We start from the raw sequence: 20,636 nt of genomic DNA, 5'->3' as shown, positions 1-20,636 counted from the left end.
TCATTTTTCGTGCATGGTATTCACGAATTCTAAGTCTTTTGGCGTTCCTGAAATGGTATATTCCGCAGATTTTGTCACAAAATATTTGGCTACTGAATCGTTGGGGTTCTTACTTAACACCTTGTCGAAGGCTGCAGAAGCTCTCGGGAATTCTTTAGCAAAGAAGAAATCCAATCCTTTTTTAAAATCTTTTAGTGTTTTTGTTTTGAGTTCAACTGATTTTATTTCATCGGCATCAAAACATTCATAAATACCGATTACTTTATGCCTTCCTTTTACCTGTACTTTCCCCAAATAGCGTAATCGAAAAGATTTCTTGTTCGACACGGTACTTAGGCTATCTTCACTAATGATGATTTTTGCGCCAAAATGTTTGGTCACACCTTCCATTCTAGAAGCGGTATTTACTGTATCAGAAATTATCGCGGGGTCATTTCTATTACTATCGCCAATGATACCCATCACCAAAGGCCCTGTGTGAAGACCGATACCAATGGATATTGGCTCGTTTCCTTCAGAAATTCTGTGGCTATTATAACCTTGAACTGCTTTTTGCATTTCAATTGCCGCTTTTAGGGCATGCTCCGCTTTATTCGGAAAAAGTGCCATGATCGCGTCGCCTAAATATTGATTGACGAAACCTCTATTATTTTGAATCAATGGTCCCATTTTACCAACAAATGAGTTGACGAATTTAAAGGTTTGTTTCGGTGTCATGCTCTCGGCTAAGTGGGTGTAGCCTCTTATATCGCTGAAAAGTACCGTAACTTCTTTTTCAACATGATCACCTAAAACTATATCTGTAATAGTTTCCCTTCCTATAGACTTTATAAATTGGGTCGGAACGAATTTACTTGTAGCTTTATGGATGCCATTAAGGTTCAAATGCATCTTTATTCTACTTAACAACTCATTTTTCGAAAAAGGTTTGGTCAAGTAATCGTTGGCACCAACGGTAAATCCGGCAACCAAATCGCTTACCCTATTTTTGGCGGTCAATAACACGATGGGAAGTTCACTGGCCATGTGATTTTCCCTAATTTTTTCACACACCTCATAACCTGATAAACCAGGCATCATGACATCTAAAAGAATTAAATCAAATGCAGCTCCATTGTCTAAAAGTTCCAATGCCTCTTGTCCATTTTTTGCTTCTGAAATTGCGTAACCGGCTACGGACAAATGATTTTCAAGAACTCTTCTATTTATATGTTCGTCATCAACAATAAGTATTTTGCCCACTTGAGATACAGTTTGCTTTGTAGTTTTTTCATTGTACTGTTCTTCTATATCAAGCTGGACTTGTGATATATTTTCTAAGGATGGTTTACTTTGTGCGGAGAAATCTTCCCGTTTTTTATTACTGAGGGGAAGCGTAAAATTAAAAGTGGATCCCTTACCCACTTCAGATTGTACCTCAATAGTGCCTCCATGCAGTTGTACCAGTTGTTTTGACACCGAAAGTCCCAATCCTGTTCCCCCATATTCTCGGGCAGTAGCGCCATCAATCTGCTCAAAAGATTCAAAAATAGATTCAAATTTTTCTTCGGGAATGCCAATTCCGGTGTCTGATATAGAAATTGAAAGTTGATCATCTTTTTCAATGGCGTTGATTTCAACTTGTCCCTTTTTAGTAAACTTAATTGCATTTCCGATGAGATTGTGCAGAATCTGTTGTAGCCTGTTTTCATCAGCCTCGGCCAGAGGAATGTTCTTCGGAATAGCGTTTATCAGCTTCAAATTCTTGTCTTGTATTAATGGTCGAGACAGTTTCAAAACAATATCAGTGACGGCATGAACATCTACAGGTTTAAGGTCCAATTCTAGATCGCTATTCTTTAGTTTAGAAAAATCGAGAATGTCATTGACCAAATGGGAAAGGCGTTTACCGCTATTCGCAATCATGTCAAGATTTTCAATGGCCTTAGGTGTTAATTTTCCTGCTGCCCCGTCTTTTAGCGATTCTGAAAGCCCGATGATACCGTTAAGGGGAGTCCGAAGTTCGTGGGAGGTATTTGCCAAGAACTGATCTTTTAGGGTGTCTACTTGTTTCAATCTTGAAATAATAGTACGCTCATGAGCTAGTTTTTTATTTTTTTGCTTCGTGTTCCAGTAGAACCAGACACCCACAAACAACCCCAATATTCCAAAAATGATAAAATAAAGCGTAGTACGTTGTTTACTTAAATTTTTTTCAAACGCCAGTTCTTGCTTGGCCTTTTGTTGGTGAAATAGAATACTATCTGCAAGCTGCTGTTTCTCAAATTGATACTCCATTTCTTGCCGGGTAATTTCTTGTATTTTTTCTTGATCTATCAATGAGTCTTTGGCGACAACGGCAAGCTTATAAAACGCCAACGATTTCTGAATATTTTTTAATTCTTCCCAAGACCTGCTTAAGACTTCGTAGGCTTCTTTTTGAATCGTTAAGGCTCCTGTTTTCTTGGATAGTTCAAGCGCTTTTTCAGCATCTCTAATCGCCAATCGATATTTTTTTTGATGCAAATAGGTCTTGGCTCTAAATATGTATCCCGATGGTAGTCCTTCTTGATCTCCTATCTCAACCTTGATTCGAATACTTTCATTGAGGTATTTTAAGGCTTTTTCGTATTCCCCTTGCTGGTTATATTCTTCACCAATATTGTTATATGCTCTACTAAATGATTTTTTATCTTTGATTTGGTCCGCTATTTCTGCACTTTTTAGCAAATTTTTTAAGGCTAGATCATGATTTTTAAGATTAGTGTATACCAGACCAATATTATTATAGGCAGCGGGCAACGAATTTTTATTGTCTAATTCTTTCTTGATATGAAGGCTACGGGTATAATACTCTAGAGCCTTAATATTATTTTTTTGATCGATATATACATTACCCAAGTTATTCGTAACCCTGGCCAAACCAGGTTTATCCTCTAACTTTTCTGATAATTTTAATCCTGCCAATAGATTTTCTAGTGCTTGAGTGTAATTTCCTAATTCATAATAGATTGTGCCTATGTTGCTGTAGGTGGTGGCCAAAGCCCTTTCGTCATTAAGGCTAGTATTTATTTTATGGCTATTTTCAAATTCGTCCAGTGCTTCTCTATAACGACCTTCGGCAGCGTAACTGTTACCGATATATCTATGTGATGTTGACTTCCATTTTTCGTTTTTTTTGTTCTGAGCAAATAAAAGTAGTTGGTATCCGGTAGCTCTTGCCGTATCCATGTTTTTTCCGAATTGTGTCTTGAGAATTTCAAGCCCCGCTTCAAATCTCAATGAATCGGTCATGGAGACGTCTTCCCAAATAATTTTAAGACTATCGATTTTGTTCGTCTGACCAAATGCAGAAAAGTATAGAACCAGAACAAGTATAAATAAAAACCCTTTCATTTTGGTTGGTGGCTATAGCTCGGCTAATAACATTAAATTTAATATTTAACGATGAAACTACAAAAAAATAGGGTTCTCCAAAGTTGCGCTAAGCCTGATTCTTTGGCTTATTTTAGAGTTTTCGATGGAAATTTTTTACGTGTTTACCTCTGTTCGCTTTTGTATCTAATGAGCATCTTTAGGTTTGCAAGATGACGAGACGGGGACCCGTAACCTTCTAGCAGATTCCGTTTAATCTACTTTAAATTGAAAAATATCAGATTCAGAGGCATTTCCATATTGGTCGATTGACTTTATATACCAGTAATATATTCCGTCAGGTAGGTATATTGCAGTTTTGTTCTTGTCGGTTTCGTTTTTATTCGATTTTGGGGGATTCTCTTTGCCATAAAAAAGAACGTAAGTTAAATTATCGCCATCAATATCTGTAGTTGTCCACTCAATATCAAGTACATTGCCTTGTCTTAAAGAAACAGTTTCGCCCATTTTTGGTGTTACGGCTTCCGCCGGAAAAGGAGCATAATTAGACGTGCCACTTGATGCATTGAAAAAGCGCCATTTCTCACTTGTTGCCGTAATGGGACTTATATAAGACTCCGATGTCACATACCACTCGTAAGGAGTGCCCCTGTTCAATGTTATTTCAATCTCTATTGTATCGACCTCAAATGTTTGTTTTGAATTTTTCGCAAGGTCTTTCAAATGCAGGGTATAGAAATCAGTCTCCTCGGTACGCTGCCATTTAAACAAAACATTGCTTTCATTTTCATTTAGAACTGTTCCCTGATTACATTCCGTATTGTTTTCCGGAAAAATCAATTGGGATACCTGAGGTTCATCAATTATATCTTCTAAAAGATTTTCATCGAAATCCGCTTTTGGTCCACATTGCACAAAAAGAAAGAGGCACAATATCCAGTAAGAATGCTTAACCTTTTTCATTTATCTAATTATAATATGTTTTGTTTCTATCGAATTATTCGTTTGAATAGTAAGGTAATATAGGCCAGATGATAATCCATTTAAATTCAAATCAACTTGATTTTGTTTATGAATTGCGCTTCCAAAATCAACTTTTCGGCCTTGGTTATCGAACAAAGTCATATTGGGCGTCTGGTTGTTTTTGGTTTCACATGCTACTGTCAACAATCCATTTTTTACAGGATTTGGATAGATTAGAGTTTCATCGGTTAAATTGAAGGTTTCTGTGTAGATACCTTGGCAATCTTGATCGGTTTTAACCGTAATAACATTTCTTTTCTGATTGAGAGATACACGTATTTCATCTTTATTCGTGGTATAAACCGTATTATTAACAGCTATAAAATATTGCTTACCGCCATCCAGTTTCAGGGTAACCATTCGATTGGGGACATTCAGTTCTGCATATATCTCCAATGGCAAAGGCTCAGTGATCTTTAAATCGAAACACTTCTGATAATCTGTTTGATCTTTAATTGTGATACACAACCTATAATCTCCCTGACTTAAACCACCAAATACAACATTTTCATCAAATTCTTTGGATTCAGCGTAAGATTCGCCTGTTAATGTGCCAACATAATTTCTAGTTACTAACGCTGCTACTTCTATACTGCCGTTAGCACTTCCAATGCAGGATTCCCCTGTTGCAAGTACTTGAAAATTTTCGGCGGGCAGATTAAATACAATACATCCATCAACACCTACGAAAGAACCTAAGGGCGTTTCTTCACACAAATCATCTTCGTTAAGAACACCGTCTCCGTCTCGATCAATATCACAATCATCTCCAATACCATCACCGTCAAAATCGAAACTATTAACTTCGTCAACTTTAACTTGGATTATTTCGGAAACACAATTGGTATTATCTTTAATTGTAACGCTATAAACTCCGGCCGATAGTCCCATTATTTGGTTGGATTCAAGATAGTTTTCTCCATCTACCGAATATTGATAAGGAGCATGACCTCCAGAAGCGTTTATAGTAATCATACCGTCATCTCCACCTTTACAAGAAACCAATTTGAAATCTATGCCCTCAAAAACCAGTGGGCCATTTTCAATCATGGTAACGGATTGAAAATTCTCGCATCCGGTAACATCGATTACACCAATAGTATAAGTATCTAAGCCCAAACCGGAAAAAACGTTTGAATTAACCAGATTTCCATCATTCAACCTATATTGATAAGGGGGGAATCCTCCAGTGGCACTGACCGTTAGGCTACCCGAATCGGTATTGGTGCAGGTCACGCCGGTTTGTTCTATTTGAATTTCAATCGGCGAAGGTTCTTCCAATAGAACCTCGGTATTTTCCGGCGAATCCCCATTTGTATCTACTATCCTGACAATGTATGATTCAGCGCCAAGATGGTCAAAAACATTGGTGGAACTTTGCTCAATCAAAACGCTCTCACTGTTTAATAGTTCATAAAGGTATGGGGGTGTGCCACCCGAGGCGTTCACAAGAATAGTTCCGTCCGTACCGCCATTACAATTGACCTTATTAACCGTCACATCGAGAACTATAGCTGTCACAGCCGTGTTATTGATTACAGTGCCACAATCTTCACTAAAATTTACGATTGTTCCTTCGACGCCATTTATTGTATTTATTTGATTCCCAAAATGTGAATAATTTTCTTTACCATCTAACCAACTCATATTCACCCCTAAATAAAAAGAATCATTGGAGCCCTTGAAAAAGCCTTGTATGGTCTGCGAACCGAAATACCCATTGTTACCGTTAAGGATTATTCTTTTTAAATTTCCTAATGGATCATAAACCGCCATAAAAATGTCACTTCTGCCGATTTCAAAGCTTAAGTTTTCATCATTGGCACTAAAAAAAGTTGGGCTAGCTAAATCTTGATTATTTACAGAGGCTTCCCCAACCACATAAACTTCGTCATCATCTACAAAAACTTTATGCCCTTCGCTTCTGTTGGCATCACTTATTCCGTATACCCATTTGCATACTCCCGTATTGTCAACTTTTGCCACAAAGTATGGTCCTTCACTAGTAGTGGTTGTAGAGCCATCGGTGTTTTCAAAAATATGAACTCCAGTACCCGTAACCCTATTGTTTTTTCCTGTTATATAGGAATTTCCAAAATCGTCAGTGCCAAGATCATTGAAACGTATGGTACTATATTGATTGCTCGCCTCACTCTTCATATTCCATAAATACTGCCCTTGCTGATTGTATTTGATTAGAAAAGAGATCTTATTACCAGAGGATGCCCTTGATATTTGTGCCTTTAGTGCAGTGTCTCCAGCGGAATATATTTTAGTCCACAACTCGCTATATCCAATCAGATAAATATTATTTTGGTCGTCAAAATCTAAAGACTCTACGACATATCCATTCGAATTCCATGAATCTAGAATGTTTGACCAGAGTATATTTCCGTTTGCAGAAAATTTTAATATAGAAGCTCCGTAACTATCATCTACTTCTCTCTTCAATATCGTTTCGGAGAATACACCGTTTAAATATATATCGTGATCGTATGCCTCATAATTTCTATTTATAGAGATTAGATTGTTTTGGTTGTCTATGAATAACTTCTCGGGGTAAGTGTATGCTGTTTGCATATACCATAGTAGTTGCCCATCTTTATCCAGCTTGATTATAAAACCTGCTTTTTTTTGAAAATTAGTACTATATGTAGGATTATAAAGTGAAATCTCATTTCCGGAGGTATCGTAAAAGTTCCCACTACTAAATCCTGTTAAATAAATGTTGCCATCCAAATCTTCTACAGCGGCCTCTATTGCATCTATTTCGTTTGGCTCAGTGCCATCTGGATACTTGATTGTTACAAACCATTCAACATTACTGTTGTTTGTGTACTTAATTAGATAGGCGCCTTGATCTTGTATAATCAAATTTTGGCCATTAACGGATTGGAAATCATCATCGGCGTTGTTTCGCCCCATGGCCAAAAAGCCATCGCTGGTTTCGGCCATGTTATTTATTCCATTGCCATAAAGGTTTGAATTCCAGACAAAATCATCTCCGATAAAATTGACCACAGGACATGATTGACCGCTGCTATAAGCTGCTACTAGAACAATAAATAACACGCTAAGAACAAAATGGCTTCTGCAGGATTTTTTCAAAAAATGAAACATGCGTTATTATAATTGGTTAGTACCAAACGCCTGTAAATTCTATATATTATATATGGCTCATAGACCAAAACAAAGAAACGAATATGCTCGTAGGGGTTGATTATGAAAGTATGGTTGCCTAATATTAGTGATAAAAGAAAAGGTTTAGAAGGTTTCTAAGCTTTGAAATGGGTTTTGGGACAAGTTTGAAATTAAAGGGTTAAAAGGGAATAGTATGTTCGTCGAATGATATTATGAACATTAATGATTGAATGCTATACCTATAAAGAATAAGTTATTAATATCGATTAAATAAGGTTTGTTTTACGCACTATATAGCTTTAATTGTGAATTATAAATCCAATATTATTGGCATATGAAAGCTATTTTAATATCTTTGAATAGATAACATACCATTCAATGAAAAGGGAATATACAAAAATGGACGTAGGGCTCTTGCACCTTGCCAATAAAAAGGTCGTGCTGAGACTGATAAAAGATCATGACGAGATTACACGTTCTTCGCTATCTAAAAAATCAGGTTTAACACCCCCGTCGATTACTCGAATTGTAGATGAATTGATTTCTAAAGATAAATTGGTCGAGAGTCTCGGGGTAGGTGATTCCAGTGGGGGAAGACCCCCGGTCATAGTCAAATTCAAGAATCACAATAATTTAATTATCGGAATCGACCTAGGGGCAACCTACATAAGGGGTTGCTTGGTAGATTTAAACGCGAATTTTGTATCCGAAATACAAGTTCCGACGGAATTGGAAAAAGGTTTTTTCAGTATCATCGAAAAGGTTGTGAAGGTTATTAATAAACTTCATAATCGAAAAGATGTAGATGCAAAAATATGGGGCGTCGGAATTGGTGTCGCAGGTCTCGTGAATAGCGAAACTGGAATTATTGAATCTTCGCCTGACTTTCGGTGGTCTGACATTGATTTAAGAAAGGAGCTTGATAAACATCTTGATTTACCTTTCTTTTATGATAATTCTACGCGATTAATGGCTTTGGGCGAATTGAAGATGGGTGTGAAAGAGAATCAGAAAAACTTTGCAGTCATAAACATAGGTTATGGTATTGCATCAGGTTTGGTTGTAGAAGGTAATCTTCTCAAGGGGTTTTCGGGTTTCGCAGGCGAATTTGGTCATATTTCGGTCGATACAGATAGTGAGGTCCAATGTAAATGTGGCATGTATGGTTGTTTGGAGGCTTTGGCATCGGGTCATAGAATAGCTTCTTTGGGTAAGCTTGCTTTATCTAATGATAGCTCTGCATTGTTGAAAGAACTATGTCAAGGCAATGAAGAATTAATAACGGCCGAGTTGGTTGCCATAGCTGCGAAAAAGGGTGATGAAGCCTCAATTAAAATTTACGAAGAGGTAGCTGAATATCTGTGTAAGGGCATTGGTACAATAGCGAATTTGCTGAATCCGGAAACTGTGTATGTCGGAGGTGGAATTTCATTAAGTGGAGACTTGTTGTTCGACCTTATTGAAAAGAAAAAAAATAAGTATTTGTTGCCCGCAAATGCAAAAGTAAAAATAATGCCGTGTACACACGGTGACCAAGCGACCTCGATAGGCGCTGTTTCCTTGATATTGGAAAAAATATTAAATCTAGAATTATCCCTGAATTAAAGTGTTTTGCTGTATCGGTAGACGGTGGAATATAGATTTTCCTCTTTATGGCAGCTTTTTACTTATAAACCTTAAGATATCTAAAAATGGTCGTGAAGAACTTTAAATGCTTCGGAATACCGCTTTTATTGGCTGTGCTCTTTTTCAATTGTAAAAGGGGTGCGGAGGGGCGGCGTACTGCTTCAGTTCCTGAAAAACCAAATGTAATTCTTATCATGACAGATGACCAAGGTTATGGGGATCTGGCATGCCATGGGAGCCCCTATGTCAAAACTCCGGCGTTGGATTCTTTGTATGCAGAAAGTGTTCGTTTTACCGATTTTCATGTAGACCCTTCCTGCTCGCCAACAAGAGCGGCCTTGCTAACGGGCAATTATTCCTCGAGGGCGGGCGTATGGCATACCATTGGGGGTAGATCTTTGTTAAAAGAAGGAATGACTACTATGCCAGAAGTATTTTCTTCAAATGGTTATGAAACCGCTGCGTTCGGTAAATGGCATTTGGGGGAGAACTATCCTTTCAGGCCTCAAGATAGAGGTTTTAAAGAATCAATCGTACATGGCGGCGGCGGTGTCGGACAAGGACCTGATTATTGGGGTAATGACTATTACGACGATACCTATAAGCACAATGGGAAATTTGAAAAGTACGAAGGATACTGCAATAATATATGGTTCGATAAGGCTATTGAATATATAGATGAAAATAAGGATAAGCCATTCTTTTGCTATCTGTCCACCAATTTGCCGCACGCACCCTTATTGATCGATGAAAAATATGTGGCACCTTACAGAGGTAGGGTTTCCGAACGTTTGGCACGCTATTACGGCATGGTAAACAGTATTGATGAAGATGTTAAAAAGTTGTTGAACAAAATTGATGATGTGGGGTTGAGGAACAACACGATTGTCATTTTTATGACCGACAATGGTCCTTGCCCTTGGTTTGGCGGTGTAATAATGGATTTTGATACGGGCTTGGTCGAAGAAGGGTATACCGCGGGTATGAAAGGTGGTAAGATTTGGGGGTACGAAAATGCCCATCGCGTACCATTTTTTATTCGGTGGCCTAAAGGGGGAATAACAGGTGGTAAAGATGTAAATGCGCTAACAGGTCACATCGATATTATGCCTACGTTGATCGAATTGTGCGGTTTGAATAGTTCAGAGAAACTTCAATTGGATGGGCGAAGTTTTGCTCCAATTTTAAGGGAAGAAATTTCAAAATGGCCCGATGATAGAACACTTTTTGTGCAGAATCAACGGGTAGAGTATCCGATAAAGGACAAGGAATATCAAGTGCTTACGGAAGATTGGAGACTAGTCAAAAGAGATGCTGACGAGTTATACGATATTAAAAAGGATCCTGAAGAGCTGCATAATGTAGCAAATCAACATCCGGCCATTGTAAAAGAGCTTTACGGTAGATACGAAGAATGGTGGGGTGATGTATCTGTTGACTTTGATGAATATGCCAAGATACATGTGGGAACGCCTCATGAAAATCCTGTAAAGTTATATGCTCACGATGCTCATACCAGAAATGGAAAAAAAATATGGGTAGTTAATGTTTCAAAAGCAGGAAAATATGAGATTCGCTTGAATCGGTGGCCAGAGGAGTCCGGTAAAAAAATAGTTGAAAATAGGGCAGGAGATAAAGAGCTAAAGGTTGAAAATGCCTGGTTGAAAGTGGGAAATGTTGAAAGGAGTGCGAAGGTGGGTAAAAATATGACGGCGGTGAAGTTCGAAGTAGATTTAAAAGCAGGAACAACGTGTTTTCAAACGGCGTTTAATCTTGAGGAAGACGGAAAAACACTGAGTACAGAATGTATCTATGTTAACTATTTAGGTGAAGCTGACGAAAAAAAGCTTATTAATTATGTAGCCTCGGTGCCTGATAAACTTTTGAAAGAAGGATATGTGCAAAAAGTGATACCCTACGATTGATAGGATAAACAGATTATAATGGGCTATAAAATAAAAGTATGGGAAAATTAAGAGTTGCTGGATCCGTTCTTGTAGTGTTTGTTTTTTTAATAGGATGTGAGGAAAAAATTAAGAATAAAAGTACGGTCGTTGATTCCAAAAAGCCCAATATTATTTTTATACTCACTGATGATCAACGGTGGGATGCGCTAGGACATGCCGGAAATCCCATAATTAAAACCCCGAATATGGATGCGCTGGCCAGTTCGGGACTTTATTTCAAAAATGCTTTTGTAACTACACCTATTTGTGCGGCGAGTCGGGCTACGATACTCACTGGTTTATATGAAAGAACGCATGATTTCAATTTTGGAAAACCGAAATTGAAAGATGCTTACATGTTAGAGAGCTACCCGTACTTATTAAAGAAATCTGGATATAAAACGGGTTTAATTGGTAAGTTCGGAGTTAAGGTCAATGAAGGTATTGAAGACTCATTGTTCGATGTAAGTATTAAAACATTTTGGCCCTATCTAAGAGAAATAGATGGAAAGCAAGTACACCTAGCCGACATTAACGGAAACCATGCCATTGATTTTATAAAATCTAGTAAAGAACAACCATTTTGCCTATCACTTTCGTTTTGGTCGCCGCACGCTGATGATGGAGCGGAAGAGCAATATTTCTGGCCGGGTTATGTCGATAGCTTGTATCGAGAAAATGAAATTCCTGTACCATCGACTGCCGCTCCTGAATTCTTTGAAGCCCTGCCCGATTTCATGAAACATTCCATGAATAGAAAAAGGTGGTATTGGCGTTACGATACCCCTGAGAAATTTCAGAAAATGGTAAAAGGGTATTATCGAATGATAAGTACGGTGGATAGTACCATTGGTAGAATACGGGAAACCCTTAAAGAAGAAGGCTTGGCAGATAATACAGTCATCGTATTTATGGGCGATAATGGATACTATTTAGGAGAACGTGGCTTTGCGGGAAAATGGTTGATGCATGAACAGTCTCTTCGTGTGCCCCTAATGATTTATGACCCTAGACAAGCAGAATCTGAAAGGGGGAAAACCTTTGAAGAGATGGTTTTAAATCTTGATATTGCGTCAACAATCTTAGATTTGGCGGGCGTGGAAATTCCAAAAACTTATCAAGGTGAAAGTCTGGTTTCCTTTTATGATGGCAATACAGAGAATTGGCGTTCTTCAGCCTTTTTCGAGCATCAGCGGGAAGGGGAATCTTTACTCCCCAAGACCGAAAGTTTCAGGGATCAAACTTATAAATTCATTAGGTATGAAGCAAACCCCGAGTTCGTGGAACTTTATAACTTAAAAGAAGATAGTAACGAGGTCAATAATCTAGCCTATGAGAATACATATAAGGATCTGGTAAAGCTCTATTCCAAGAAATGTGATTCCGTTGTAGCTGAATTGATGGCAAAACGTAATGTGAACTAATAGGCCTCCTTCATTCAGTCTGAATTCTTTTTTGAGGTTCTGTTTCAATCATAAATCGTGATCAAAGAAAAAAAACCTTTTTTTATTGGGGTGGCCCAGGGGAATTTGTACCGGGTAATTGAATGTATTTGGTACGGTAGCGGTTATTCTATTGGACGTACTTTAATATTCCGCCACTGCATCGTGAATTGACGTTCACCATTAATTCCATGAATCTGCAAAGCGATAAAGCCCTTTGGGTGGGTTTTGAATACTTCATCGTTTACTAAATCTTCGATTAAGTGACCATTCACAAAAGTTTGAATTCTAGGCCCCTCGGCAATAATCCTGATTTTGTTCCATCCTTCAGAAATAAAATAGTCATGTCCTTTTGCTACTTTTTCTTTCGAAGAAAGCCAACCGGTTCCCAGGGCTTCACCATAGAGCAAGCCTGTAGTAATAGAATTTTCACCCATCTTTCTACGTATTTCCAGTTGTGGTCCCCAGACCCTTCCTGCTCTCCAAGCATCTTGATCCTTTTCGGTAACAGGTCGAACGGAGGAGCGAAACTGAATGCCTTGGTTTGTGATATCATCAACGGTAACTTCACATTCCAATTCAAAATTTTCAAACTCTTGGAGAGAACATAAAAAAGAATTAGGACTTTTTTCCGTGGTTCTTCCAATAATCGCACCATCCTCGACCGCATAGGTGTGCGAGCCGTTCATATGTACCCAACCATCCAATGTTTTCCCATTAAAAAGAGATATCCATCCATCGGAGTCCGCCCTACTATTCTTTGATGTTTCATTGGTATTATCGTTTTCTTCCGGTAAAGCAAATACCATTACATAATCTCCCGAAGGCGTATTATTCTTGCCTCCACCTCCAGCTACTATGGCAACATACTGCCGTCCATTTTGCATATAAACACTAGGCGTGGCATAGCCACCCACAGGTAAATCATACTCCCATAAAATGTTGCCGCGACTTTTTTCAAAAGCCCTAAATTTTTCGTCTGCGGTAGCAGCGATAAAAACAATGCCGCCTGCTGTTGCCACGGCCCCGCCATAATTTAAGGTTCCCGTATTGCGAATGTTTTGTTTTACCAGTTCTGGATATTCCCCAAGAGGTTTTTTCCAAACATAATCGCCGGTTCCCATATCAATGGCACTTAATGTTCCCCAAGGCGGGCTAGTAGCAGGATATCCATTTTGGTCCAAAAAAAGATTATATCCCGTATGCGTGTACCTTGTTTTTGTTTCCAAAATATCTTTTTCATTATTGGAAACGGTATCATTACTCATAACAAAATCGGTAATGGCATTAATATCTTTAGTAGTAAATTGTGAAAAAGCGGGCATTATGTTTTTGCCATTTTTAATAATTGATGCTATCTCTTCCTTTGTTTTATTCAAACGAATTACTGAAGGGTATGTTGGAGGAACACCACCACGGTTTAGACCATGGCAAGAGGCACAGTTTTTAATATATATTTGGTTGCCCAATTGCAAATTTGTCAAGTTGGAGCTATCGGTAGTTTCGTAAACTTTTTTTAGTTTGGATATGCTAGCTACATTGTTGGAATTAACATAAAGGATATTGGTATATGGGTCATAAGACCCGCCTTGCCACTCTACGCCCCCTAATACACTAGGACTTGTTATTGTTCCCCTTTCCGAAGGAGGGGTATATAAACTTGCTGCCATATAGTTATTGAACTTTTTTCGTGCATATTCATTGGACTCTGGAGAAATAGTAGTTAAATCAGCTTCTGTAATGCCTTGGCGGCTTAAAGGAAGTGGTTTGGTTGGTATCGGTTGTGTGGGCCATGCTTCTTCTCCCTCGACCTGCGATTTTGGAACTGGTGTTTCTAAAGTTGGAAAAAGCGGCTCTCCCGTTTCTCTATCCAGAACAAATACAAATCCCATTTTTGTAAGTTGTACTACGGCATCCTTTTTCTTTTTGCCATTACCAATTGTAATTAAAATTGGAGCTGATGGATTATCGTAATCCCAAATATCATGATGAACGGTTTGATAATGCCAAATGCGCTCACCGGTTTTTGCATTGAGGGCCAACACACAATTGCCAAATAGGTTTTCACCTTTTCTGTTTCCCCCATAAAAATCATAAGCTGGTGAACCCGTAGCCAAAAATACCCAACCGCGTTTTTCGTCAACAGTAAAACCACTCCACGTATTGGCACCTCCATACGTTTCCCCTTCCTTAAATTGCCAGGTATCAAATCCAAAATCACCTTCTTTGGGAATCGTACGGAAAACCCATTTAAAATCTCCTGTTACGGCATCGTAAGCTCTAATGTTACCGGGTGTGGATTCGTACCCTTCGGGAACACGGGAACCTACAATTAAAAAGTTTTCATAAACAATGCCGGGCGACGTTACTTCAATGGATGCTTTATTAACATCCATATCTAAATTTTCTCGTAAATCAATGTGGCCGTTTGTGCCAAATGAGGTAATGAGTTCGCCTGTTTTAGCCTCTAAAGCATAAACTCTGTTTTTAACAAAAAGAAAAATACGCTGGTCGCTACCGTCTTTAGAACTCCAATAAGTAACACCTCTAGTTCTCCCATTAAAGGCAGTTTGATTTTCGTTAAATTTTGAAGAATTAAAAACCCAGACTTCTTTTCCGGTTGCGGCATCTAAAGCCACGGCATTTAAACTTGGGGTGGAAATATATAGGAGCCCATCAACAATAATCGGATTAACTTGAATGGACGAATTTTTTGTGGCATCACCCGTTCGGTACTGCCATGCCAACTCTAGCTGATGTACATTGGCAGCATGAATTTGTGCCAATTCTGAATATTGATTGCCCTTTTTATCGCCTCTATAAATTGACCAATCGGTGTAATTATCAAGCGGGTCTGGTTCTTTTTCAATAGTTGAATCTATTTTCGTTTCTTCTCTGCCGCATGACATTAAGGAAAATAAAATAGAGGCGAATAGCAATGAATAGCTATTGAAAGTTTTAGAGGAAATTGACATTTTTACTTTGCACATCATATTTTATAAAAGCTTAATCTAAAATAGGGGATCTTAAAACGGTACTTTCAGAAGTGGGAAAATCTGGATCTACATAATTATCGACCACATTGCCGCTTAACCATTGTAGCGCTCTTGTCATGGATTGTTGAAATGCGGCACAACGCATATTTGGGGGCCATTCTTGATCTTTCCACAAATGACCATAGGTAGAACAATAAACCTTGCCTTTTCCAAATTTAACCGTCCATTCCATAGGGAAGTTTAACTCTGTTTTGGGGTCTTTCGCATATGATAATACGTCTAGGTTTTCGGTAGTTCCTCTCCCGTAACGGTAAATCTCTACATCGGCAGCTTTCCAAGATTTTGGCATACCTGTATGAATAGGATGACCGACTATTCGGGTTACCAAGGCATCTGTGCGTTCACCATGCCCTGTGTTTTCGCCTTCTCCTTTTGGAATAATCTCCAGCTCTTCTTTTCCATTAATGGTTACGGCTTCGCCAAAATCTTTATTTCGCCATCCCAAAGCTAACATTTTATTATAGGCAGGCCATCCTTTAAAGGCATTGGTCGCCCCGTGATACATGTATACGCCACCGCCTTCCGTCACATATTTTTCAAAAGCCTGTTTTACATGATTGGGCCATTGCAAGCTATCTTCTTTAAAAATATTATTGCACGTCTGTATAACAACGGGATAAGAATCAAAATCAGGACTCCAATTTTCCCACTCCGATTCATTTTCTTTTTGATTTGGACAGGTGCTTACCGATACTTTAAACTTCCCAGTGGTCTCCAATATTTTTTGTAAATATTCAGTGTTCAATTCCCAATTATGATTACTAAAACCATCAATAATCAAGACGGGTATTTTTTTTGGTACAACAATATCACTTGCCTTTTCAATCTTAATATCGTCATATAAAATTCCACCACCTACTTTAAATGCCGTTGAAAATAATGAGAGTGTTATTTCTCCGTTGGATGGTGCCATGAAATCGTGTGATATCCTTTCCCAACGTGGTGCTTTTGCCAATTTGTCCCTGTTCAGGCTTAATACTAATTCGTCATCGATAAAGATTTCACCTGTAAGCGGATCCTCTTGATCCCAATATTGATGACGGGAATATAATGCCGACAAGTGATATTTGACCCCTGGTGATAAGTCGGTTATGGTTTGTGCTATGCCTCCAGGCCCATGCCCCCCTAAATCAATTACCCATTTTCCACTTGGTGAACCAAAGCGGTCTATGGCAATTAGGTCTATATTCTCTCTCATGATCAACCACCCTGGCAGCTGGTCTCCGTATAAATGCGGATTCCCGCTATCACTAATCACCTTCATTTCAAAACCACCATTTACTAAATGATTGTTTACCGGAGGGTTCATTGGCGGTCCCTCTTCTATTCTTAGGTTGTCAATCACCAACCCCATATCCCCTTTTGTTGTTGAAACAAATTCAATAGTTGCGGTTCCTTTGGCTGTTGATTTAAAACCAAATCCAATACCCCCGATATAATTAGGTGCTGGTGATAGATTTTGGAGCGTGGCGACCGTTATCCCATTAATAATGACATTCGCAGTTGCCAACAGTGTCTGATCATCGGGCTGTCTTCCTTTTTGGTCCGCATATTCAAACTTTAAGGTATAATCCGTGGTTTTTCGAAGCCCTTTTACGGTCTGTGCAATACGCCCGGGTTGGTTTCCATTTAAATCTAGCACTTGGTTTCCGTCAACAGCAGAAAATACGTTACTTGTAATTAATTCGACATTACCATTACTAATAGTCCAGCCTTTGATTTTTTCGGTTATCTGTCTCTCACCAGTTATTACGTCTTTTTCAAAGGAGGCATTTTTTATCTGGGCCTTAACTGGTAATACATTACAGCATAAAATCGACACTATAATGACAAATTTCTTGTAGAAATTATTTTTCATAATCTTTACTTTTTATTGTTATCCTTAATCTGACCAAATGAAAGCATGATGTCGTATTAACCGCTAAAAACTTCGCAGTATCACCGCAATCCCCAATCTAACTGCCTTTTATCCTATTGAAAAAAGTGCTTACCCTTTAGCATTTCCATCCTAACAATTATAATCGAAATTCTAGGGTTGAAAGGAAAAGGTAAAACTTATTTAAAAATCATGAATTTACTTTAAAAAATTCTTCTAAAACAGCTTTTCTAGCTGAATAACATTAATTCATCTCTGGTATTAACCCTTAGGGCCATTTTGTCAATTCCCAACTTGCTGATTCGGAGGAAGGGCATCCTCCCATATAGAATACCCATCAAGATAAGCCGCTAAAACATCAATTATCTTGGGACAAAAAGAATTACATCCAAATTATTTTGAAGTTCAATTTCATTTCTGCTCGTTGGGGCAAAATTATGTATAAACTGTTTTTGATTTGCTGGATCTCATTAGCAAAAAACATTAATTGTTAGCAAAACAATTAAGTTTAATAGTAGTATTGTTATGTTCATAGTTTCATGAGGTGATTTATTAAAGGTAAACGTAGTGTGATTAAATTTTAATTAAATCTCAACAGTATCTGAAATTCAGATTGCTTTTATGATCACAGCTTCTGATTTCCATGATATTTGTATAAACAGGTATGAAGTTCCCCATTCCTCCCATCAGTTATATGCTGTAGAAAAGAATTGATTCTGATCTTGAGGGGATGATTAGCTAATGGATGGCAACCTAATAACAGATTAAGATTTCATTGCATAGGGAAATATAACCTTGATTGAAATGGAAATTTACAATACAGTAATAGTGGTGACATTGCTACGAAACTGTCCATTGTTGTGACAAGTTTATCCACTCTTGACGGTAAAAAAACCTTTCTGTACAAAGCTAGAAAAGCGCATAAAAAAAAGGGAAGTCGTTAGACCTCCCCTTTTTTATTATCAGCTTACTTTAATATCGCTTAAAACAAAAACCTTAACAGTATTTCATTAGTATTGCCCATATCGGCTAATTGCTTTCTAGTACTCACTTCATAAGCATACCCTAACAAGAGGCGCTTTTTAATACTGAAGTTTATCAGACCGGCAAAGGCGGCATCTGTTCTATAGGTAGCACCGATTTCGAAATTACCATCGAAGGAAAGCATGGTATTGATATCTAAAGAGACCGGTGCCCCGTTCACATAGCGCAATAAAGCGGAAGGCTTAAGAAAGGTGTTGTTCGATCGATTCAATAAAAGGTCGTACCCTGCAACGGCATACATATGGGGCCTTGCCTTGGCCACCGTAACCATACCGTCTTCATTGTCTGCGCGATCGGTGGACAGCAGTCTTGGGGCTGCCAAAGAGAAGTGCCATTTATCGAGCTTAAGGAGGGCTCCGATCCCTATATTCGGATTAAAATTCGATATAGAAGTGATATTGGGGTCGGCCATTTGGTTATAAGTTCTTAACCCCGCCGTATTCACACTATAAAAATTACCTCCCGCCTTTAGGCCCATGTACAGATCTGCTTTTTCCGAAACTTTTATCCTATAAGAAAAATCGATTGCCGTAAAGGTCTGTTTCTCAACGAAGGTGCGGCTGTTCAATATAGAGACCCCCAACCCTAAGTTCTTGCCCAATGTGGTGCCGAAGGAGACCAATTGTGAGCTAGGTGCGTCTTCAATACCCGTCCATTGTTGTCTGAACGTACTTGTGATTGCTGTTCGGCCGTCTACTCCCACGTAAGCTGGGTTAAAGGCGTTCATATGGTACATATAATTAGTGACCACGCCTTCTTGTTGTGCGAACAGTGTACTACAGCCGAGCAGTAGTACGCCTAAAATTGTATTTTTTATATTCTTCATGTTATTTTCTATTGTTGGTTGTTTTTTTAAAGACCGGTCAGGTATAGCCATCCATCTTGGTCCACGTTTCCGTTTCCATCCAAATCGATCTGGAAATAATACGATCCTGAATCGGGTAGTTTGTTATTCAAATTTTTGTACTGCCCTTCCCAATCGTTTTGGTAGTTCTTTGCCGAGAATACCTCTTTGCCCCATGAGTTGTACACCCTGACCAAAGAATTCGGATAGTTCTCTATATTATAGATAACCCAGGTATCATTGATGCCATCACCGTTCGGGGTAAAGGATTGTGATACGTCAAGTTCAACGGTATCACATACATCACCAAGACCATCACCGTCTCTGTCTTCTTGATCAGGGTTATAGGTTGTCGGACAATTGTCTAAAGTATCTTGAACACCATCATTATCGCTATCCTCGGTCGTATCTTTTTGGCTATCGGAACACCCATTGGCATCTGCCGTTTCTCCTGATGGAGTATTACTGCACGTATCAATAGCATCTATAACACCATCGTTATCGGCATCTTTCTGACTATCGGAACAACCATTGCTGTCCACAGCTTCATCTTCGGGAGAATCGGAACAGGCGTCTACAGCATCGTTCACGCCATCAAAATCGCTATCCTTTTGGCTAGGCGCACACCCATTTGAATCCGCAGTTTCACCACTTGGCGTATTTGCACAGGTGTCCACATCGTCCATGATACCATCTCCATCGGTATCTACATCCGTATCTTTTTGGCTATCGGAACACCCATTGACATCTACTGTCTCTCCAACTGGTGTGTTGGGACAAGTATCCAAATCATCCATGACACCATCATTATCGGCATCTTTTTGACTGTCAGAACAACCATTGGCATCCGCAGTTTCACCACTTGGGGTATTTGCACAGGTGTCCAAAGCATCGTTAACACCATCGTTATCCGAATCTTTTTGTGAATCTGAACATCCGATGGCATCAACAGTTTCACCACTTGGGGTGTTTGCACAGGTATCTACATCATCCATGACACCATCATTATCGGCATCACTTACCGAGTCTAGACAAGCCATACCCGCATCCGAAATGGTCCAACCAAAAGTGTCTATTATGCTCTGGCGCGCATCGGATCCTAAACAGTATTTGCTATTTCCACCATGAAATGGAATCCCATTTTTTAAGCTTAGTGCCGACCACCCAATTAGTAATTGGTCATAATTATATGTGGATAAAGTAGCATTATAAAACATTCCATCCAGATTACTTACATTGCTTACATTCCAAGAACCAATATTCTGATCAAAAGAAGTTGCTCCA

10 protein-coding genes are annotated in these 20,636 nt (G+C 38.7%); 3 read left to right on the top strand and 7 right to left on the bottom strand.

The window, feature by feature from the left end:
• From BLS33_RS05095 to BLS33_RS05085, 3 genes are all read right to left on the bottom strand, one after another.
• Window positions 1–3,375 (bottom strand): tetratricopeptide repeat protein, encoded by a 3,375-nt coding sequence (locus BLS33_RS05095; protein WP_089886060.1) that lies wholly within the window; start codon window positions 3,373–3,375, stop codon window positions 1–3.
• Window positions 3,376–3,606: 231 nt separating this feature from the next.
• Window positions 3,607–4,317 carry a hypothetical protein gene (locus BLS33_RS05090; protein WP_089886058.1) on the bottom strand — a complete coding sequence of 237 codons (711 nt, stop codon included), beginning with the start codon at window positions 4,315–4,317 and terminating at the stop codon, window positions 3,607–3,609.
• Window positions 4,318–7,398 (bottom strand): T9SS type A sorting domain-containing protein, encoded by a 3,081-nt coding sequence (locus tag BLS33_RS05085; RefSeq protein ID WP_176801330.1) that lies wholly within the window; start codon window positions 7,396–7,398, stop codon window positions 4,318–4,320.
• Between the two features lie 498 nt (window positions 7,399–7,896).
• Here BLS33_RS05085 and BLS33_RS05080 point away from each other — a divergent pair, with 498 nt between their 5' ends.
• From BLS33_RS05080 to BLS33_RS05070, 3 genes are all read left to right on the top strand, one after another.
• A complete protein-coding gene (locus BLS33_RS05080; protein ID WP_089886055.1) occupies window positions 7,897–9,123 on the top strand; it encodes an ROK family transcriptional regulator in 1,227 nt (408 codons plus the stop codon).
• Window positions 9,124–9,215: 92 nt separating this feature from the next.
• The gene (locus tag BLS33_RS05075) at window positions 9,216–11,069 is read left to right on the top strand and encodes an arylsulfatase (protein WP_176801329.1); all 1,854 of its coding nucleotides are present in this window, start codon (window positions 9,216–9,218) and stop codon (window positions 11,067–11,069) included.
• A 38-nt stretch (window positions 11,070–11,107) separates the two neighbouring features.
• Window positions 11,108–12,514 (top strand): sulfatase family protein, encoded by a 1,407-nt coding sequence (locus BLS33_RS05070; RefSeq protein ID WP_089886050.1) that lies wholly within the window; start codon window positions 11,108–11,110, stop codon window positions 12,512–12,514.
• 143 nt (window positions 12,515–12,657) lie between these two features.
• Here the strand turns inward: BLS33_RS05070 and BLS33_RS05065 are convergent, their stop codons facing one another.
• The 4 genes from BLS33_RS05065 to BLS33_RS05050 form a co-directional block, all read right to left on the bottom strand.
• Entirely contained in the window at window positions 12,658–15,441 is a 2,784-nt protein-coding gene (locus BLS33_RS05065; RefSeq protein WP_176801328.1) for a 3-keto-alpha-glucoside-1,2-lyase-like domain-containing protein, read from the bottom strand.
• A gap of 97 nt (window positions 15,442–15,538) precedes the next feature.
• A complete protein-coding gene (locus BLS33_RS05060) occupies window positions 15,539–17,446 on the bottom strand; it encodes a ThuA domain-containing protein (protein ID WP_089886048.1) in 1,908 nt (635 codons plus the stop codon).
• A 1,000-nt stretch (window positions 17,447–18,446) separates the two neighbouring features.
• On the bottom strand, window positions 18,447–19,334 hold the full coding sequence (locus BLS33_RS05055) for a PorP/SprF family type IX secretion system membrane protein (RefSeq protein ID WP_176801327.1): 888 nt from the start codon (window positions 19,332–19,334) through the stop codon (window positions 18,447–18,449).
• A 26-nt stretch (window positions 19,335–19,360) separates the two neighbouring features.
• Window positions 19,361–20,636: thrombospondin type 3 repeat-containing protein (locus BLS33_RS05050; protein WP_176801326.1), on the bottom strand; the 1,276-nt coding region annotated here is incomplete at its 5' end.

It is taken from the genome of Kriegella aquimaris (assembly GCF_900103215.1).
GTDB classification, from domain to species: Bacteria; Bacteroidota; Bacteroidia; order Flavobacteriales; family Flavobacteriaceae; genus Kriegella; species Kriegella aquimaris.
Note: the sequence above shows the minus strand (reverse complement) of the source record. Positions and strands in the feature narration are given on the sequence as shown.

Bases quoted from the DNA above. Each gene is read 5' to 3' on its own strand.
- BLS33_RS05070 (WP_089886050.1), top strand. From the start codon at position 11,108: ATGGGAAAATTAAGAGTTGCTGGATCCGTTCTTGTAGTGTTTGTTTTT.
- BLS33_RS05065 (WP_176801328.1), bottom strand. From the start codon at position 15,441: ATGTCATGCGGCAGAGAAGAAACGAAAATAGATTCAACTATTGAAAAA.
- BLS33_RS05090 (WP_089886058.1), bottom strand. From the start codon at position 4,317: ATGAAAAAGGTTAAGCATTCTTACTGGATATTGTGCCTCTTTCTTTTT.
- BLS33_RS05060 (WP_089886048.1), bottom strand. From the start codon at position 17,446: ATGAAAAATAATTTCTACAAGAAATTTGTCATTATAGTGTCGATTTTA.
- BLS33_RS05095 (WP_089886060.1), bottom strand. From the start codon at position 3,375: ATGAAAGGGTTTTTATTTATACTTGTTCTGGTTCTATACTTTTCTGCA.
- BLS33_RS05055 (WP_176801327.1), bottom strand. From the start codon at position 19,334: ATGAAGAATATAAAAAATACAATTTTAGGCGTACTACTGCTCGGCTGT.
- BLS33_RS05080 (WP_089886055.1), top strand. From the start codon at position 7,897: ATGAAAAGGGAATATACAAAAATGGACGTAGGGCTCTTGCACCTTGCC.